This is a genomic window from Chryseobacterium sp. X308 (genome assembly GCF_020733145.1).
Lineage (GTDB): Bacteria > Bacteroidota > Bacteroidia > Flavobacteriales > Weeksellaceae > Chryseobacterium > Chryseobacterium cupriresistens.
On the sequence record NZ_JAJFZH010000001.1, the window covers coordinates 98449 to 115103 of the forward strand.

Genomic DNA, 16655 nt, shown 5'->3' on the forward strand with positions numbered 1-16655 from the left:
AATTAAAATTGATATGAATGATTGAAATTAAATTATTTGATTTTTCCTGAGAAATGCTTTTCAAGATTTTGTTTTTCTTCTGCTATCATACTCTTACCGATTTGGGGAGGAGAAAACGTTTTTGGATAAAATGTATTGTGGTCCCTCCAGGGAGAAATGTTACCCCATGAGTATATGCTTCTGGGATTTGTGTAATGTTTTTCAATATTTTCCCTTGCTGTTTTCAGTTCTTCTTCGGATAAATGTTCTTCGGAACATGAAGTTAAGCCGGCAATGGCAATAAATACTAAAAATACTATTCTGGCAATTTTCATAATAATTTTTATTTGTTTTAGAATTTATAGTTTACCTGTACAGCAAAGTTTCTTGGCTGAATCTGATCGATATATCCACCTCTGAAATAAGAGCTGTATCCTACGCTATCAAAAATGTTATTGAAGAATACTCTTATTCCCATACCATTTTTCAGGGTATATCCTGCCTGGGCATCTACTGTAGTATATTCCGGCATATCGAAAGGTTTGTCCCCGGGCTTTACACTATTCAGGTGGCCCGCTGTAAATGTTTTCTGAGTCCATTCGTCAACCGGTCTTTTACCTACGTAATAAATTCCTGCCCCTACATCAAGTCCTGATAAAGTACCTTTATTGAATTTATAATTCAACCATCCGTTTGCAGTATGTTTAGGAGCATTCATTGGTGCGGATCCGTTCATATAAGCAGGGCTGTCCTGGTATTGAGCATCCAGATATGCCCACCCTGACATCACCTGAAGGTTGGGAAGAATTCTTCCGATCAACTCTACTTCCACCCCTTTTCTTCGAAGATTTCCTGCAAGACCATACATCGTCTGTTTGTCGATCACAACAGGGTTATAATTTTCGTCAAGAATAGTGAACGAAAGATGATCTGTTTTAATATCAAATACAGTAACGTTAAATCTTAAACGCTCATTAAACCAGTCTGATTTAATACCTGCTTCCCATTGTTTAGTCATTGACGGGCCTACTCTTCCACCCTCTAAAAGGAGGTTATTAGAAGATCGTAAAGAGGTTGTTGTAGTATATGATCCAAACACATTAACATTCGGAAGTGGAGAAACGATCAATCCGAAATTAGGATTCCACGTATCTACAGATTCATTGGTGGATCCGTTCAGTCTGCTGTAACGAAGTCCCAAATGAGCTTTTACATATTTCCCGATAGTCATTACGTCCTGGGCCATCGCTCCGATACTTGGAGTTAAAACAGCATTTGATCTTCCCAAATTTTTATAGATGACATTTACCGGAAGCTGATTAGGAATACTTCCATTCACTACGTCAAAAATATCAAGCGGATTGGCTGCATAAGTTATATTATCAATTTTTGTATCACGCGCAGTAATTAAATTTTCGGGTGCAATTGAATTTTTATAAGCTCCGTAAGTTGTGGATGAAGTTTCTGTTTCTCTCCAGTCAAAACCCACCTGGAAAGTATGATTGATAAATCCTGTCTTGATTTGCTCTCCGATGAAATCCAACTGTAATACTTTGTTGATATCTTCTCCCTGTGATTTTCCAATGGTACGCTGTCTGATATTATAGTTGGTTTCACCAGCCGGTAATGATACTGATGAAGCTTCAGAATCTGTATTGCTTACGGAATTAACGAAAGCGGCTCTCACTTTTAATTTGTCTGTAAGGTTACGTACGATGGTAGTCGCAAAGTTGAATGTCTCTGTCTTTGAATAATCAGATGTATATCCTAAAAACTTTCCTTTCGGCATGTGATACAATGCTTCAACAGTTCCGGGAGCAAGATTGATTGTCCCTCTGTCCGGTGTTCTTTTATCATGAAGATAATCCATTTCCACATTGATTATGGTTTTATCATCCGGGCGGAAAGCAACAGATGGATTCACATAAATTCTTTCGCCCTGTACGTGGCTTCTGAATGAATTATTATTCTGATATGCTCCGTTAAATCTCACAGCTACTTTTCCCTGGGAATCCAATACTCTTTGGAAATCTACTGTAGGTCTGTAAAAATCCCAGCTTCCATAACGGAATCCTACATTAGTCTGATCAATAAACTGAGGTCTTTTTGTTACCACATTAATTACACCTCCTGCAGATCCCAAACCATTTCCGATCCCCTGGCCGATAGCTGCAGATCCTTTGATGACCTGAATACTTTCTACTCCCTGCATATCTGTAATCATCCCTGCAGTACGGAAATCTGAATCCAGCTGAACCCCGTTTTTCAGTACAGGAACTCCTCGATATCCTCTGATAGACATACTCTCATTTCCTCCGCCATAGCTTGAAAATAAGGTTACCCCGGGAACGTTTTTGGCAACATCAGTGACTGTAAGTGCTCCTAATTCTTCAATCGCTTTATGGGAAATTACAGAAATACTCTGAATCTGATCTCTGGTCTTCAATGGCAATCTGGTAATTGCGTCCAGCCCTTGCGGCTGTTTCTTTTTCTCACCAAATAGTTCTACTTCTTCAATTTTTTTGTGTTTAACTGAATCATTTACTTTCTGCGCATTGGCCAGAACCCCACCCAATAATAGCAGAGAAAAGGATACTACTTTATTCATCTGATAATTTTTTACAAAATTATTATTTTTATTAATTCTAAATAAATAAACGAGTGTGACATATGTCACCACGAAAAGTCCTGCTAATATCAGATCATTAATCCCATCAGGAGACTCATTACAATCATCAAACAGATCTGATTCATTATTAAGACAAATCCTTTAAAGTTTTTTTATGATTACAAAAAGTATAATTCAAAAAAAAGCAGATTTGATGTATTACAAATCTGCTTTATGCTATTGATGCAATTATATAAAATAGCATGTACATAAAAAAATCCGTCCCTGAAAAGGAACGGATTGTATAATCATTGCAAAGTATGCATTTATCACACTTTAATTTCAACGTCTACACCTGAAGGAAGTTCTAATTTCATTAGAGCATCAACAGTCTTAGAAGAAGAAGAGTAGATATCCATTAGTCTCTTGTGAGCTGAAAGTTGGAACTGCTCTCTTGCTTTCTTGTTTACGTGCGGAGATCTCAACACTGTGAAGATTCTCTTATTCGTTGGTAATGGAATAGGACCGTTTACAACAGCACCAGTAGCCTTTACCGTTTTTACGATTTTCTCAGCAGACTTGTCTACCAAGTTGTAATCGTAAGATTTTAGTTTTATTCTGATTCTTTGTGACATTTCTTTAATTTAAAAATTAACCTTTTGCTTTAGCTATGATTTCTTCAGCAACGTTTTGTGGAGTTGGTGCGTATTTCTCTAATTCCATAGAAGAAGTAGCTCTTCCTGATGAAAGTGTTCTTAGAGTAGTTACATATCCAAACATTTCAGAAAGTGGAACAGAACCTTTGATTACAACAGCTCCGTTTTTCTCTTCCTGGCCACTGATAGTACCTCTTCTCTTGTTAAGGTCACCAATGATGTTACCCATATATTCTTCCGGAGTTACAACTTCCAGTTTCATAATAGGCTCCATAATTACTGGTTTAGCAGCTTTACCAGCTTCTTTAAATCCTAGCTTAGCAGCCATTTCGAAAGAAAGAGCGTCAGAATCCACTGCGTGGAAAGATCCATCTTTAAGAGTAACTTTAATACCTTCAACTTCGAAACCAGCCAATGGACCGTTCTTCATTGCAGCTTTAAATCCTTTTTCAATTGCAGGAACGAATTCTCTAGGAACGTTACCACCTTTGATCTCATTGATGAATTCTAAACCAACTTTACCTTCGTCTGCAGGTCCTAGTTCAAATACAATGTCAGCAAATTTACCTTTACCTCCAGATTGCTTTTTGTAAACTTCTCTGTGGCTGGCAACTTTTGTTAAGTTTTCTTTGTACTCTACCTGAGGTTGTCCCTGGTTTACTTCAACTTTGAACTCTCTCTTCATACGGTCAACGATGATATCTAAGTGAAGCTCACCCATACCAGAGATGATCGTTTGTCCAGAAGCTTCGTCAGTTCTAACAGTAAACGTTGGATCTTCTTCAGCCAATTTAGCTAAAGCGTTACCCATTTTATCCTGGTCAGCTTTAGTTTTAGGCTCAACAGCGATACCAATTACCGGATCAGGGAAAACCATCGATTCAAGAACGATTGGGTTTTTCTCATCACACATAGTATCACCAGTTTTGATAGACTTGAATCCTACCGCTGCACCAATATCTCCAGCTTCAATATATTCTACCGGGTTTTGCTTGTTAGCGTGCATCTGATAGATTCTTGAGATTCTTTCTTTATCTCCTGAACGGGAGTTCAAGATATAAGAACCAGCATCCAGTCTTCCAGAGTAAGCTCTGAAGAATGCCAATCTTCCCACGAACGGGTCAGTAGCAATCTTAAATGCTAAAGCTGCGAAAGGCTCATCTACAGATGGCTTTCTTGTAATTTCAGCGTCTGTTCTTGGATCAGTACCTTTGATGTCATCTTTATCCAATGGAGAAGGCAAGTATTTACATACTGCATCCAACATAAACTGTACTCCTTTATTCTTGAATGAAGAACCACAAGTCATTGGGATAATAGATAAATCGATAGTAGCAGCTCTCAATGCAGCATTGATTTCTTCTTCTGTAATTGAATCCGGATCTTCGAAGAATTTCTCCATCAAAGTTTCGTCATATTCAGAAACAGCTTCTACCAGTTTTTCTCTATATTCAAGAACTTCATCTTTCATATCTTCAGGAATTGGCACTACTTCGAAAGTAGCTCCTTGTCCTGCTTCATCCCAGATGATCGCTCTGTTTTTAATTAAGTCAACAACTCCTTTGAAATCTTCTTCAGCACCGATTGGTAAAACGATTGGAACTGCGTTAGATCCTAACATTTCTTTAACCTGGTTTACCACGTTAAGGAAGTCAGCACCTTGTCTGTCCATTTTGTTTACGAATCCCATTCTTGCAACTTTGTAGTTGTCAGCAAGTCTCCAGTTTGTTTCAGACTGAGGCTCTACTCCATCTACTGCAGAGAATAAGAATACCAATCCATCCAATACTCTTAAAGATCTGTTTACCTCTACTGTGAAGTCAACGTGTCCCGGTGTATCGATGATGTTGAAGTGGTAAGGTTTAGTTTCTGGTAAAGCTTTTCCTTGATCTGTTGGAAAGTTCCAAGAACAAGTGGTAGCTGCAGAAGTAATAGTAATACCTCTTTCTGCTTCCTGCTCCATCCAGTCCATTGTAGAAGCACCATCGTGAACCTCTCCAATTTTGTGGTTTACCCCTGTATAGAATAGAATCCTTTCTGTAGTGGTAGTCTTACCTGCGTCAATGTGAGCAGCGATACCAATATTTCTTGTAAATTTAAGATCTCTTCCCATTTCAGATTAGAATTTGAAGTGTGAGAAAGCCTTGTTAGCTTCCGCCATTTTGTGAGTATCAGATTTCTTTTTGAAAGCAGCACCTTCTTCTCTTGAAGCAGCTACAACTTCGTTAGCTAATTTCAAAGCCATAGACTTATCATTTCTAGCTTTAGAATATTTGATTAACCATTTCATTGCCATAGAAATTTTTCTGTCAGCTCTGATTGGCATAGGGATCTGGAAGTTAGCTCCACCTACTCTTCTAGAACGTACTTCTACGTGAGGCATTACATTTGTAAGTGCATCTTTCCAGATTTCAAGTGCAGTTTTTTCGTTATCTCCTTTTTTAGTTTCTACGATATCTAATGCATCATAGAAAATTTTGAATGCGATTGACTTCTTACCGTCAAGCATTAAGTTGTTTACGAATCTCGTTACCAATTGATCATTAAATTTCGGATCTGGTAACAACGGTCTTTTTTTCGCTTTTGTCTTTCTCATTGCTTTTGTACCTTATTTAATGATTATTTTTTCTTTCCTTTTGCAGGAGCAGCAGCTGCTTGTCCTGGTTTAGGTCTCTTAGCTCCGTACTTAGATCTTCTCTGTGTTCTTCCATTTACACCAGCTGTGTCTAATGCACCTCTTACGATGTGGTAACGTACTCCCGGTAGGTCTTTCACCCTTCCGCCTCTAACCAATACTATCGAGTGCTCTTGAAGATTGTGTCCTTCGCCCGGGATATAGGCATTAACTTCTTTACCGTTAGAAAGTCTTACCCTTGCTACTTTTCTAAGTGCAGAGTTAGGTTTCTTCGGTGTAGTTGTATATACTCTCGTACATACACCACGTCTTTGTGGACAAGAATCAAGGGCAGCCGATTTGCTCTTCTTGGCAAGCGTGGCTCTTCCTTTTCTTACTAATTGTTGAATAGTAGGCATTTAATTGCTTTTTATTTTAGGGTGCAAAAATAGTAATATTTTTTTAATCTGCAAACACTTATATAAAAATTAAAATCAAATACTTACACCAAAAATAGAAGACGTTTCCATATAACAATAAAAGAAGTATAGTATATAAGAGGAAAAGGGATAGAAAAAGTATCTTTTTTTAAACTTAAAAATTGTGTATTAAATAATTATGAATTTATAATTCTAAATCAGATCTGTAAATCATAATCTCATACCCGATATATCCAAACTATATTTAAAAACTTTCTTATAGTTATGATCTATGAATAATCCAGCGAGTTCGGCACGATATTTCGTAAATTTGGGATATACAATGATAAACACAGCAGTCATCATTAAAAAGCTTCATATTCTACTGAACCGAAGTGGTGATTGTATCACATTTTAAAAATAAATATATACATATGAAAAACGCAAGTATTATCGGCCTTAAAGAAGCCGACTGTAAAAACATCTCAGAAAAATTAAATGTACTATTAGCTAACTATTCAGTATTCTACCAGAACACAAGAGGTTCTCACTGGAATATTAAAGGTGATCAGTTCTTCACCCTTCACCCAAAGTTTGAGGAATTGTACAATAGCCTTGTCTTAAAGATTGATGAGATTGCAGAAAGAATCCTGACGTTAGGAGCTACTCCTGCACATAATTATTCAGATTACTTAAAGGTAGCAACCATTAAAGAAAGCAAAGAAGTAACGGACGGTACCAAAAGTGTGGAACAGATTTTAAGTTCATTCAAAGTGGTAATTGATCTGCAGAGAGAACTTTTAGATATTACAGATAAAGCGGGAGACGAAGGTACCAATTCGCAAATGAGCGACTATATCACCGAGCAGGAGAAAGAAGTTTGGATGTACAATTCCTATCTTGGAAAATAACTCCATCAAAAGCATGGAAATATTTTAAAAAAATCGCCTTACATTTAGGCGATTTTATTTTTTATTTTTATATTTGCGTTAAAATTACACATATTATGAGCGACGTCAGATTAAACTCTATCCTTGATAATGATTTCTATAAAATAACCATGCAGAATGCTGTGGTAAAGCTATTCCCGAGTTCTATTGTAAAATATGAATTTATCAACAGGGGAAAACACCACTTTCCGGAAGGGTTTGACGCTGCTTTAAGAGAAGCTGTCAACAAAATGGCCGAACTTAAACTTACGAAAGATGAAAAAAAGTTCATGGCAAGAACATGTCCTTATATAGATCTGCCCTATCTTGATTTTTTAGAAGGTTATCATTATGATCCGTCTGAAGTAAAAATCCATCAGGAAGGAGGTGATCTTTCTGTCATTGTGGAAGGACTTTGGTACAGAACAATTCTTTGGGAAGTTCCACTGCTGGCATTGATCAGTGAACTGCATTACGAAATGAACCACATGGAAAGAGATTCCAACGAAGTGGTCATGAGCAAAACGATAGAAAAAGCAGATTCATTGGGCAGGCTTGGAGTAACGTTTGCAGAATTTGGAACGAGAAGAAGACACTCTTATAAGGTACAAAATCTGGTGATGGAAGCTTTAACCCAGAAAAAAGACTCTACTTTTATCGGAAGTTCAAACGTGCATTTTGCAATGAAATACGGGGTAAAACCAATCGGAACGCATGCTCATGAATGGTTTATGTTCCATGCTGCCGAATATGGATTCAAGATGGCTAATGAACTGGCGCTGGAACACTGGGTAGATGTGTACAGAGGAGATCTTGGAGTAGCTTTGTCTGATACTTATACCACAGATGTTTTTTTCCAGCAGTTTGACAAAAAATTTGCTAAGCTTTTTGATGGCGTTCGCCATGACAGTGGAGATGCTCTGGAATTTGCAGATAAAACCATTGCTCACTATCAAAGAAATGGGATCAATCCTATGTTTAAATATATTATTTTTTCAGATGCATTAAATCTTGAAAAAGTGGAGGAAATTACCAATTATTGCAGAGGAAAAATTGGCATCTCATTCGGAATCGGCACCAACCTTACGAATGATGTGGGATTGAAGCCCATGAATATCGTCATGAAACTGATTGGCGTACAGGCTCCCAATAAAGAATGGATTCCTACAGTAAAACTTTCCGATGAGCATGGTAAATATACCGGAGATCCAAAGATGATCGAACTGGCGAAAGAATTTTTAAGAATAAAAGATTAGCAACCTCATCAGAACAATTAGATATAAACCTCGAAATCATCGAGGTTTTTTTGTTTCATATCACCATTAAAAATTCAGTTTTCAGAAATCTATATGGATTTATTATATTTATCAAAATAAAACAAGATGAAATCAGGAACATTACTACTTGCAGGTCTTCTTCTATCAGCATTTTCTTTTGCTCAGGAAAAGAAAGCAGAAAAGCTCAAATACAACCAGGAACTGGCTACTTCTTTAGGTGCTGACAAATATGGGATGAAACCTTATACGATTGTCATGCTGACAACAGGTTCTGCTAAAATTGAAGACAAAGTTAAAATGGGCGAACTCATGAAAGGGCACATGGCCAATATCGGTAAACTGGCCAATGAAGGCAAAATTGTTGTTGCCGGACCTTTTCTTGAAAAGAATAAGGAAAACTACCGCGGTATGTTTATTTTCAACACCAAATCTAAGGAAGAAGCCGAGCAGTGGGTAAAAACAGACCCCGCAGTTCAGGCTGGTGTATTCAGCTATGAAATTTTCCCTTGGTATGGTTCTGCAGCGCTGCCTTTGTATCTTAAACATCATAATGAAATCTCGAAAGAAAATCCTTAATAAATAAGAAATCCCTCAGTTGAGGGATTTTTTTCTTAATCGAAACAGATAAATGGTTTTCTTGGTGGATAGCAACAATAAGGGTTGCTGCAGAATGTGTACCCTGCCGGACATCCCCCATCTACAGGTGCTTCACAGGCTAATGCTGCACCTCCTAAAACAGTCTTTAACTCTTTTCTGTTTAAGCTTTTTAAATTTTTCATGATTAATTTAGTTTAATTTGATTTCCTACTCTTGAAGATTTTCGGATTCCTCTTTATTATTTCTCTTTACCTGGAATTAAATATACAATTTATTTTTTAATCCTAGATTCAAATAATTATCCGTAAGCATTTGAGAAATAAAAAGAGACTGTCTTGTGTGACAGTCTCTTTTTTACAGTTATAATTTTAAATTAAAAAATATCGCTACCTATTGTATAACCATTAGTTCCATTTATTTTTTTAACTGCATTATTATTAAATCTATATTTATTATAAATACCAATATTGGGAATATATCTTAAAGTATTACCTTCTCTCATATAGATCTTATTGGTATAATTATCCTGTTTAAGATCATTATCAGGAGTTAAATCTGCTCCGCGTTCCACTGTAGATAAATTGCTTGGGCTCACAGTAGCGATTTCACCACTGGTAATGTTAAATAATCCGTAAAGTGTCATGGGGCTTTGGATATATCTCAATTTGTTTTCAAACATAAAAAAGATCTGGTTGGTCGCAGGATTTCTAACAAAATTACCATTGACAAGGTTTGCCGTATTGGTATAATCTAATTTCACCTGATTATCGATTAAATACTGATCGATATAAGCTTTCAATTGAGCTTTCTTTACTGGATCTTTAATAAATTCATAAAGAGGTATCAAACCATTACTTCCAAATTCTACCAATACCGCATTCGTTGGTGTTGAACTGTTCTGCCAGCTGGAAATATTAATTTTAGGATTCGCCTGATCAAGGTTTAACTCTCCTACCAAACTCTTAGAGGGATCACCTCCTCTTGTTTTAAAAGATAGTTTTCTGGAAAAGTTTTTATTGGATTCTGAAGTATCTACGTCATTATCAACATTGGCATCAAAAATACTTTTTACACCGACTTTAACCCCTATTCTGGCAGCTTTTTCACGGCTTTGATTCGTTGTTTCGGATTGAAACATTACATCTAGTTTAGCACCGGTATAAATATCTACCGCAACATGGGTTCCATAATCATTTACAATCTGTGCAGGGCTATTGGTCTGTAAATCACTCGTAAACTCCGGAGTCAAATAATCTGATAATAAAACAGGAGTTGCATTAAATCTGAATCTTCTTTGTTTAATTAAAAGATTATAGCTTCCATAAATATATTTAGCATCAAATTTATTGGTCGTCGTGTTACTCACTGAAGAGCTAAAAGTAACCGAGATAAGCTTTTTGAATAAAGAGAATCCTGCCGTTGCTCCTACCTTTGTGGAAACCATTTTTGAATACGCTTCTGCATTTTCTCCATATTCTTCAACATATTCCTGAGAAAATACATTATCAGTAATCAATCTTCCTGCCTGCGCATTTTTGAACTTTTCAAGATCAATTACCTGATATCCTGAGGAGTTTGAATTTGCGTATTCTCCTGTTGCGTTATAACCGTATCCTAAGATGTCATAAGCGCCATCACCAGCAAATTTAGCAAAATTTCTCCCTGAGCTTTTTTTTGAGATTTCATTTTGGTTAGAATTTTCAAATTCTTCAGTAGAGCAAGATGTTAAAAACAGCAAAACAATACTGGTAAAAAAGAAACTTAGTTTTTTCATATTTTTATTTTAAGTGCACAAACTTAATTCTTTGCATTCAAAACCAGAATGACATAAATCATAAACAAGGGAATTAATAAACAATTAACAATAGAAAACAACAATAATTTATATCTCTTGATATAGAAATAAGCACATCATTTAAAACGCAACCTATTTTATTTCAAACGATTACATATGAAATAAAGTGAAAAATTCAAAACAATTACTTTTATCAATGAATTAATTTAATTATTTTAGCTAATCAGCAACTCAACTCACTCTATTAATGTTGAGCGGGTTACAACAAACCAATACCATAATTAAAAATTAAACTCATGAAAAAATTAAACATTACAAAACTTTCAAGAACAGAGCTGAAAGATGTATTCGGCGGAACCCTATATCCGGCAGAATGTCCCGGAGGATGCCCTGGTGAAGGCATGATCAGATGTCCTGACGGCACTACTACCATGACCAATTTTATATGCATGGGAGGAACCTGCCAACCGGCCGCCATGTGCAAGCCACTGATTCTTGAACCTTTTCCTGATCCGATTATCATCACTGATCCGGTTATCATCACCCCATAATCAGAATAACAATACATAAAGAGGCTGTCTCAAAAGTCAAACAATTGGCTTTTGTCATTGACTACGTCGAATCTTTTCTGACGAAGGAAGAATCTTATTGATAAACAACTACATGTGATTCTTCACTACATTACATTTCGTTCAGAATGACAATTTTGAGACGCCTCTTTTTTAGTATCTTTAAGTAAACAAAAACCATCATGAAAACCATTGAGGAAGTTCTGAAAAAACTGGATGAAATTATCATCTGGTGCAAGGAAAACAAGAGTCCCGCAGGATATTTTGCCTGTACCTACAGAATTATGACCGCACAGGTTCTGAAAGGTATTCAGCAGAAAACATTTCAAGACAATCCGAGGATGACTTCACTTGATATTGCTTTTGCACAGAGGTATCTTCAGGCATGGGACAGCTACAGTAAAAATGAAAGATGCACTACCTCATGGTACATCGCTTTTGAAGCTGCTAAAAACAAAAATCTGCTGATCTTACAGCATATATTTCTTGGTATGAATGCTCACATCAACCTGGATCTTGGGATTTCTGCTGCTTCTATTATGCCTTACCGGAAAATAAACACCTTGAAAAAAGATTTTGAAAATATTAATAATGTCATCGCTTCCATTAATCAGAATGTACAGGATTCTTTAAACAAAATCTGTTATCCTGTAGATCTTGTTGACCAACTTTCCAACGGAAAGGATAATGCTGTCCTTGATTTTGCCATATCCAAAGCAAGAGATACTTCATGGGCAACAGCAGTCATTGCCTCCAATACCCCTAATTTCTTAAGGGAATCGGTGATCGGTATTGTAGATTACGCCGCCGCAAAAGTTGCCACCCAAATTCTGAACCCGGAGATCCTCACTCCTGCTCTTTTAAAAGAACTAAAAAAATGTGAAAGCAGTGATGTGGTAAAAAATATTGAGATTTTAGAATCTACAAAAAATTCGTAAAAAAAGGCCGGGATCTTCCTCACGGATCCCGGCCTCATAATGAACAAAATGAAAGAAACTATATGGCTTCCTTATACTTTTTGCGATAGGCATAGTGGAAAATAATTGGTAACACTGTAAATGAAAGCAGCATACAGATAATTAATCCTCCTACAATCATAATGGCTAAAGGTTTCTGAATTTCCGATCCCATTCCATTCGACATGGCTGCCGGAAGAAGTCCCATAGAACCCATCAGGGCAATCATCACCACCGGGCGGATTCTGCTTTTCACTCCCTGAGCTATGGATTCTTTGAGTGACATTCTGTTTTGCAGATTTTCTTTCATCACTCCAATGAGTACGATACCGTCTATGGTAGCCACTCCAAACAGGATGATAAACCCGATTCCCGCTGAAATTCCAAAGATGGTTCCCGTAAACCAAAGGGATAAAAACCCTCCGATGAATGCAAAAGCGAGTGTAATGGATGAAATCAGCGTATCTTTTATATTTCCGAAATTGAAGTACAACAGCATCAGAATAAGAACTAAAGAAATCGGTATCACCATAGCCAGCTGTTTTGCTGCCCTTTCTTTACTTTCAAATTCTCCGGCCCACGTCATTTTATGCTTTTTCGGAAGCTTCACTTCTTGATCTACTTTCGTTTTGGCTTCTTTGATGGTACTTCCCAGGTCGCGTCCTTCAATATTGAAGCCAACTCCGATATATCTGCTGTTTCCTTCACGGTAAATAAATGATGGCCCCGTATGATAATCAATGGTTGCAATTTCTTTCAGCGGAACTTTTTTATTGTCCTGAGTCGGGATCAAAATATTTCCCATCTTTTCAGGCGTATCTCTGTAATCTTTTTCAAACCTGAGCATTACGTCAAACATTCTTTCCTGCTCATAAAACTTGGTAGCAGCCTGTCCTCCGATTGTCATTTCAATCACAGCCTGTGCATCTGCTGTGGAGACACCATATTTTGCCATTTTGGAATCGTGTAGCTGTATTCTCAACTCAGGAAGTCCGATATTTTTGAAAACATTCACATCCGATATTCCCGGAACTGTTCTGATGGAATTAGCTACTTTATTGGCGTAATTTTCCAGCTCAAATAAATCATTCCCGAAAATTTTAATCACCAGCGGAGCTTTTACTCCTGCCACATATTCTTCCACATTATCCTGTATCGGCTGGCTAAATCCAAAATTGATACCCGGAAATTTCTCAAGAGAGATTCTCATTTCTTCAAGGAGTTCTTCTTTGGATACTTTTTTCTTCCATTCATTTTCCGGTTTCAGCTGAATATTAAATTCGATATTAAAAAATCCGGTGGGATCGGTTCCGTCATTGGGACGACCTGTCTGGGTCATGACAAATTTTACTTCATCATATTTCATGAGAATCTCCTTCATTTCTTTGGTCAGTCTTACAGATTCATCCAGATTGACACTGTTGGGAAGGGTTGCTCTTACATAAATTGCGCCTTCGTTCAGTTTGGGTAAAAACTCAGATCCATAATTGGAAAATCTCCATCCACATACGGCAAGCAAAGCAACGAAACCAACAATGAATCCTTTTTTATGGCGGTCACTGAATTCGTAAATTTTATAGATATTAACTCTGAAAAATCTTGAAATAAAGTTTTCTTTTTCTTCGATATTTTTTGTCAATAGCAGTTTACACATTGCCGGAACATATGTTAAACTTAAGATCAATGATCCTAATAGTGCATACCCAAGTGTAAATGCTAATGGAGAGAACATCTTACCTTCTACTTTCTGGAAAGAGAAGATTGGCATCAGAGCAACAATAAGAATCAATAATGCGAAGAAAATATAGCTCGCTACGCTTCCTGCACTTTTCTTGATGATTCCGAGTTTTGAAATTTTATTAAATCTACGCAGCCCTATTTTTTTTGCTTTAAGTTCGAGGGCGACAAAGACATGTTCCACGATAACCAGCGTTCCTTCCAGCAGCAATCCGAAATCCAGTGCTCCCATGGAAATAAGGTTGGCCGGCAGTCCCTGAATTTTAAGCATAATAATAGCAAACAGAAAAGCCAGAGGAATCACTGATGCCACGATGAAAGTTGTTCTCCAGTTGTAGAGAAAAATAAATACAATGATGGAAACCAGAATAACTCCTTCAATAAGGTTCTTGGAAACAGTATCAACAGTAGTATTCACCAGTTCTGTACGGTCAATGATCGGAACAATCTGAACATCACCGGGAAGTTCTCCTCCATTCAGTTCTTCTATTCTGTCTTTCAGTCTTGCAATGACTTCACTTGGATTTTCACCCCGAAGCATAATTACAATTCCCTGTACAACATCATTTTCTTTGTTGTATCCTACCTGTCCCAATCTGGGTTTCGCAGAAACTTTCACTTCCGCAACGTGTTTCACCAAAATAGGTGTGGAGCCTTTTACTTCGATCTGAATATTCTCAATATCTTCTTTTTTCTCCAAAAGACCGATCCCCCGCACAACATAAGCCTGATCTCCCTTTGCCACTACATCTCCTCCTACATTGATATTACTCCTCGAAACTGCTTCATACACATCCAGGGGGGAAAGGTCGTAATTGTGTAATTCCGTAGGATTAATTTTTATTTCATATGTCTTTTCTTCTCCTCCAAAGCTCACGACATCAGCCACTCCGGGAACGGCCAGCAATTCTCTTTCTACTACCCAATCCTGAATGGCTGTCACTTCTTTGATCGGCAGTTTACTCTTGATAATATATCGGTAAATTTCGCCTGTAGCACCGGACGGAGGCTCAATGCTATATTCTGCTCCGGCAGGAAGTTCTACATTTCCCAGTTTATTGGAAGCATATTGCTGGGCATAAAAATCATTGACATGATCATCAAAAATAACCGTCACCACAGATAATCCAAACAAGGAAATTGAACGTACCGAAGTTTTGTTCGGGATGGCATTCATTTCCTTTGAAATGGGTAATGTGACGAATTTCTCTATTTCTTCAGCACTTCTTCCCGGCCACTGGGTAATCACTCTCACCCTGGTATTGGTAACATCCGGAAATGCTTCAATGGGTGTATGCAGATAGGAATAGATTCCTCCGGCGAGCAATAGAAAAGTTCCCAAAAGAACAATCAATGAGTTTTTTAAAGAGAAGGAAACTATATTCTGTACAAATTTTCGCATTACTTCGTGGAATTATTTAATTGGTTTTTCAGGTTTTCATAGATCAGCAGTCCGTTGGAAGCAATGACATTTTCACCTGGTTTTAAATTACCTTCTACATAAATATATTGACTGTTGGAAGCAATTTCTGTTACGGGTCTGATCTCCAGTTCACAGTCTTTTTTGTAAACCACTACATAGCTTTGGTTATTATCAAAGATTAATGCTTTCGCAGGAATAGCCAATGCGCTTTTATTTTGTGAATTCACTGGCAATACAACATCTGCAGACATCCCCGGTCTCAGTTTCATTCCGTTATTATCCATAATGATTTTGGCTTTGAGTACTCTTTCATTTTCATTGAAAACCTGGGAAATAGTATTAATCTTCCCCGAAAAACTATCATCAGGATAAGCAAGCGTTTTCACCACTACCGGCTGATCCACATAAACGTGTCTCATATTGGTGGCATACACATTGGCCATTACCCATACCTTATCCAGATTGGAAATAGTAAAGAGCTGATCTCCTCCGGCAGTAACAGGCATTCCTTTTGAAATATTCTTGGAGATAACATATCCGTCCGCAGGTGCTTTTATCTGAATCGTGCTTCCTCCTGCGGAATACAACTGCATATTTTTCTGTGTTTTGGAAATATTGGATTGTAATATGGCTACTTCTGATCTTGCTTCCTGCAAATCTTTCTGGGAGGCAATATCATCTTTATACATGGCTTCTACAGAAGACAGTTTTCTTTTCGCAACAGCCAGCTGCGCCTGCAGGGTCCGGGTATCATCCTGCATTTCGTTAACGGCTGTACTTTTTACACTAGCCAGCGTTTGTCCTTTTTTCACATAATCACCAAGAGAGAAATAAGTATCTATTACCACTCCGTCTACAAGACTTACAAAAGGAACCGTTTTATCAGAATTACTTTCCACTTCCCCTGTAAGCGTAATACTTTCTTCTATGGGAAGCATTTCTGCTTTGGCCAGTTTAATCTCTTGTTTAAGTTCTTTGCTGATGCAATAGGCTTTTTCAGTTTCTTTATTTTCTGCTTTTCCGGCACAGCCTGTAAAAATGACGAGGGCAGACAGGTAAGCCGCAGCAATGTATGGGTTCATATTCTTGTTCATAT

The 16655-nt window shown here is 37.3% G+C and carries 15 protein-coding genes; 5 read left to right on the forward strand and 10 right to left on the reverse strand.

Going from position 1 to position 16655, the window contains the following annotated elements; all coding sequences use genetic code 11:
- Positions 1-32 precede the first annotated feature (32 nt).
- From LIV57_RS00520 to rpsL, 6 genes are all read right to left on the reverse strand, one after another.
- Positions 33-314: a hypothetical protein gene (locus LIV57_RS00520; protein WP_227940939.1), complete on the reverse strand. Its 282-nt coding sequence runs from the start codon at positions 312-314 to the stop codon at positions 33-35.
- A gap of 17 nt (positions 315-331) precedes the next feature.
- Positions 332-2587 (reverse strand): TonB-dependent siderophore receptor, encoded by a 2256-nt coding sequence (locus tag LIV57_RS00525; protein WP_227940941.1) that lies wholly within the window; start codon positions 2585-2587, stop codon positions 332-334.
- A 329-nt stretch (positions 2588-2916) separates the two neighbouring features.
- Positions 2917-3222: a 30S ribosomal protein S10 gene (rpsJ, locus tag LIV57_RS00530; protein ID WP_002661363.1), complete on the reverse strand. Its 306-nt coding sequence runs from the start codon at positions 3220-3222 to the stop codon at positions 2917-2919.
- Between the two features lie 16 nt (positions 3223-3238).
- Positions 3239-5356: an elongation factor G gene (gene fusA, locus LIV57_RS00535; protein WP_062673585.1), complete on the reverse strand. Its 2118-nt coding sequence runs from the start codon at positions 5354-5356 to the stop codon at positions 3239-3241.
- 6 nt (positions 5357-5362) lie between these two features.
- Entirely contained in the window at positions 5363-5839 is a 477-nt protein-coding gene (gene rpsG / locus LIV57_RS00540) for a 30S ribosomal protein S7 (RefSeq protein WP_062673583.1), read from the reverse strand.
- Between the two features lie 23 nt (positions 5840-5862).
- Positions 5863-6276 carry a 30S ribosomal protein S12 gene (gene rpsL / locus LIV57_RS00545; protein WP_002983146.1) on the reverse strand — a complete coding sequence of 138 codons (414 nt, stop codon included), beginning with the start codon at positions 6274-6276 and terminating at the stop codon, positions 5863-5865.
- Between the two features lie 434 nt (positions 6277-6710).
- On the opposite strand from rpsL, the gene LIV57_RS00550 reads away from it, so the two are divergent.
- The 3 genes from LIV57_RS00550 to LIV57_RS00560 all read left to right on the forward strand — a co-directional run bounded on the left by LIV57_RS00550 (position 6711) and on the right by LIV57_RS00560 (position 9058).
- Complete coding sequence (locus tag LIV57_RS00550; RefSeq protein WP_062673577.1) at positions 6711-7187, forward strand: Dps family protein; 477 nt, start codon at positions 6711-6713, stop codon at positions 7185-7187.
- 95 nt (positions 7188-7282) lie between these two features.
- Positions 7283-8461, forward strand: coding sequence for a nicotinate phosphoribosyltransferase (gene pncB, locus LIV57_RS00555; protein WP_227940943.1), 1179 nt, complete (start codon positions 7283-7285; stop codon positions 8459-8461).
- Between the two features lie 126 nt (positions 8462-8587).
- Complete coding sequence (locus tag LIV57_RS00560; RefSeq protein ID WP_227940945.1) at positions 8588-9058, forward strand: YciI family protein; 471 nt, start codon at positions 8588-8590, stop codon at positions 9056-9058.
- A 35-nt stretch (positions 9059-9093) separates the two neighbouring features.
- On the opposite strand, the gene LIV57_RS00565 is transcribed toward LIV57_RS00560, so the two are convergent.
- Complete coding sequence (locus LIV57_RS00565; protein ID WP_157885768.1) at positions 9094-9261, reverse strand: bacteriocin-like protein; 168 nt, start codon at positions 9259-9261, stop codon at positions 9094-9096.
- Positions 9262-9452: 191 nt separating this feature from the next.
- Positions 9453-10853 (reverse strand): MAC/perforin domain-containing protein, encoded by a 1401-nt coding sequence (locus LIV57_RS00570; protein WP_227940947.1) that lies wholly within the window; start codon positions 10851-10853, stop codon positions 9453-9455.
- 317 nt (positions 10854-11170) lie between these two features.
- Here LIV57_RS00570 and LIV57_RS00575 point away from each other — a divergent pair, with 317 nt between their 5' ends.
- Together LIV57_RS00575 and LIV57_RS00580 are read left to right on the forward strand one after the other, a co-directional pair.
- Positions 11171-11425: a hypothetical protein gene (locus LIV57_RS00575; RefSeq protein WP_227940949.1), complete on the forward strand. Its 255-nt coding sequence runs from the start codon at positions 11171-11173 to the stop codon at positions 11423-11425.
- 200 nt (positions 11426-11625) lie between these two features.
- On the forward strand, positions 11626-12381 hold the full coding sequence (locus tag LIV57_RS00580; protein WP_227940951.1) for a DUF5995 family protein: 756 nt from the start codon (positions 11626-11628) through the stop codon (positions 12379-12381).
- 58 nt (positions 12382-12439) lie between these two features.
- Here LIV57_RS00580 and LIV57_RS00585 read toward each other — a convergent pair whose 3' ends face one another.
- Together LIV57_RS00585 and LIV57_RS00590 are read right to left on the reverse strand one after the other, a co-directional pair.
- On the reverse strand, positions 12440-15538 hold the full coding sequence (locus LIV57_RS00585; RefSeq protein ID WP_227940953.1) for an efflux RND transporter permease subunit: 3099 nt from the start codon (positions 15536-15538) through the stop codon (positions 12440-12442).
- A complete protein-coding gene (locus tag LIV57_RS00590) occupies positions 15538-16641 on the reverse strand; it encodes an efflux RND transporter periplasmic adaptor subunit (RefSeq protein WP_227940955.1) in 1104 nt (367 codons plus the stop codon). The genes LIV57_RS00585 and LIV57_RS00590 overlap by 1 nt, the downstream gene beginning before the upstream one ends.
- Positions 16642-16655 lie beyond the last annotated feature (14 nt).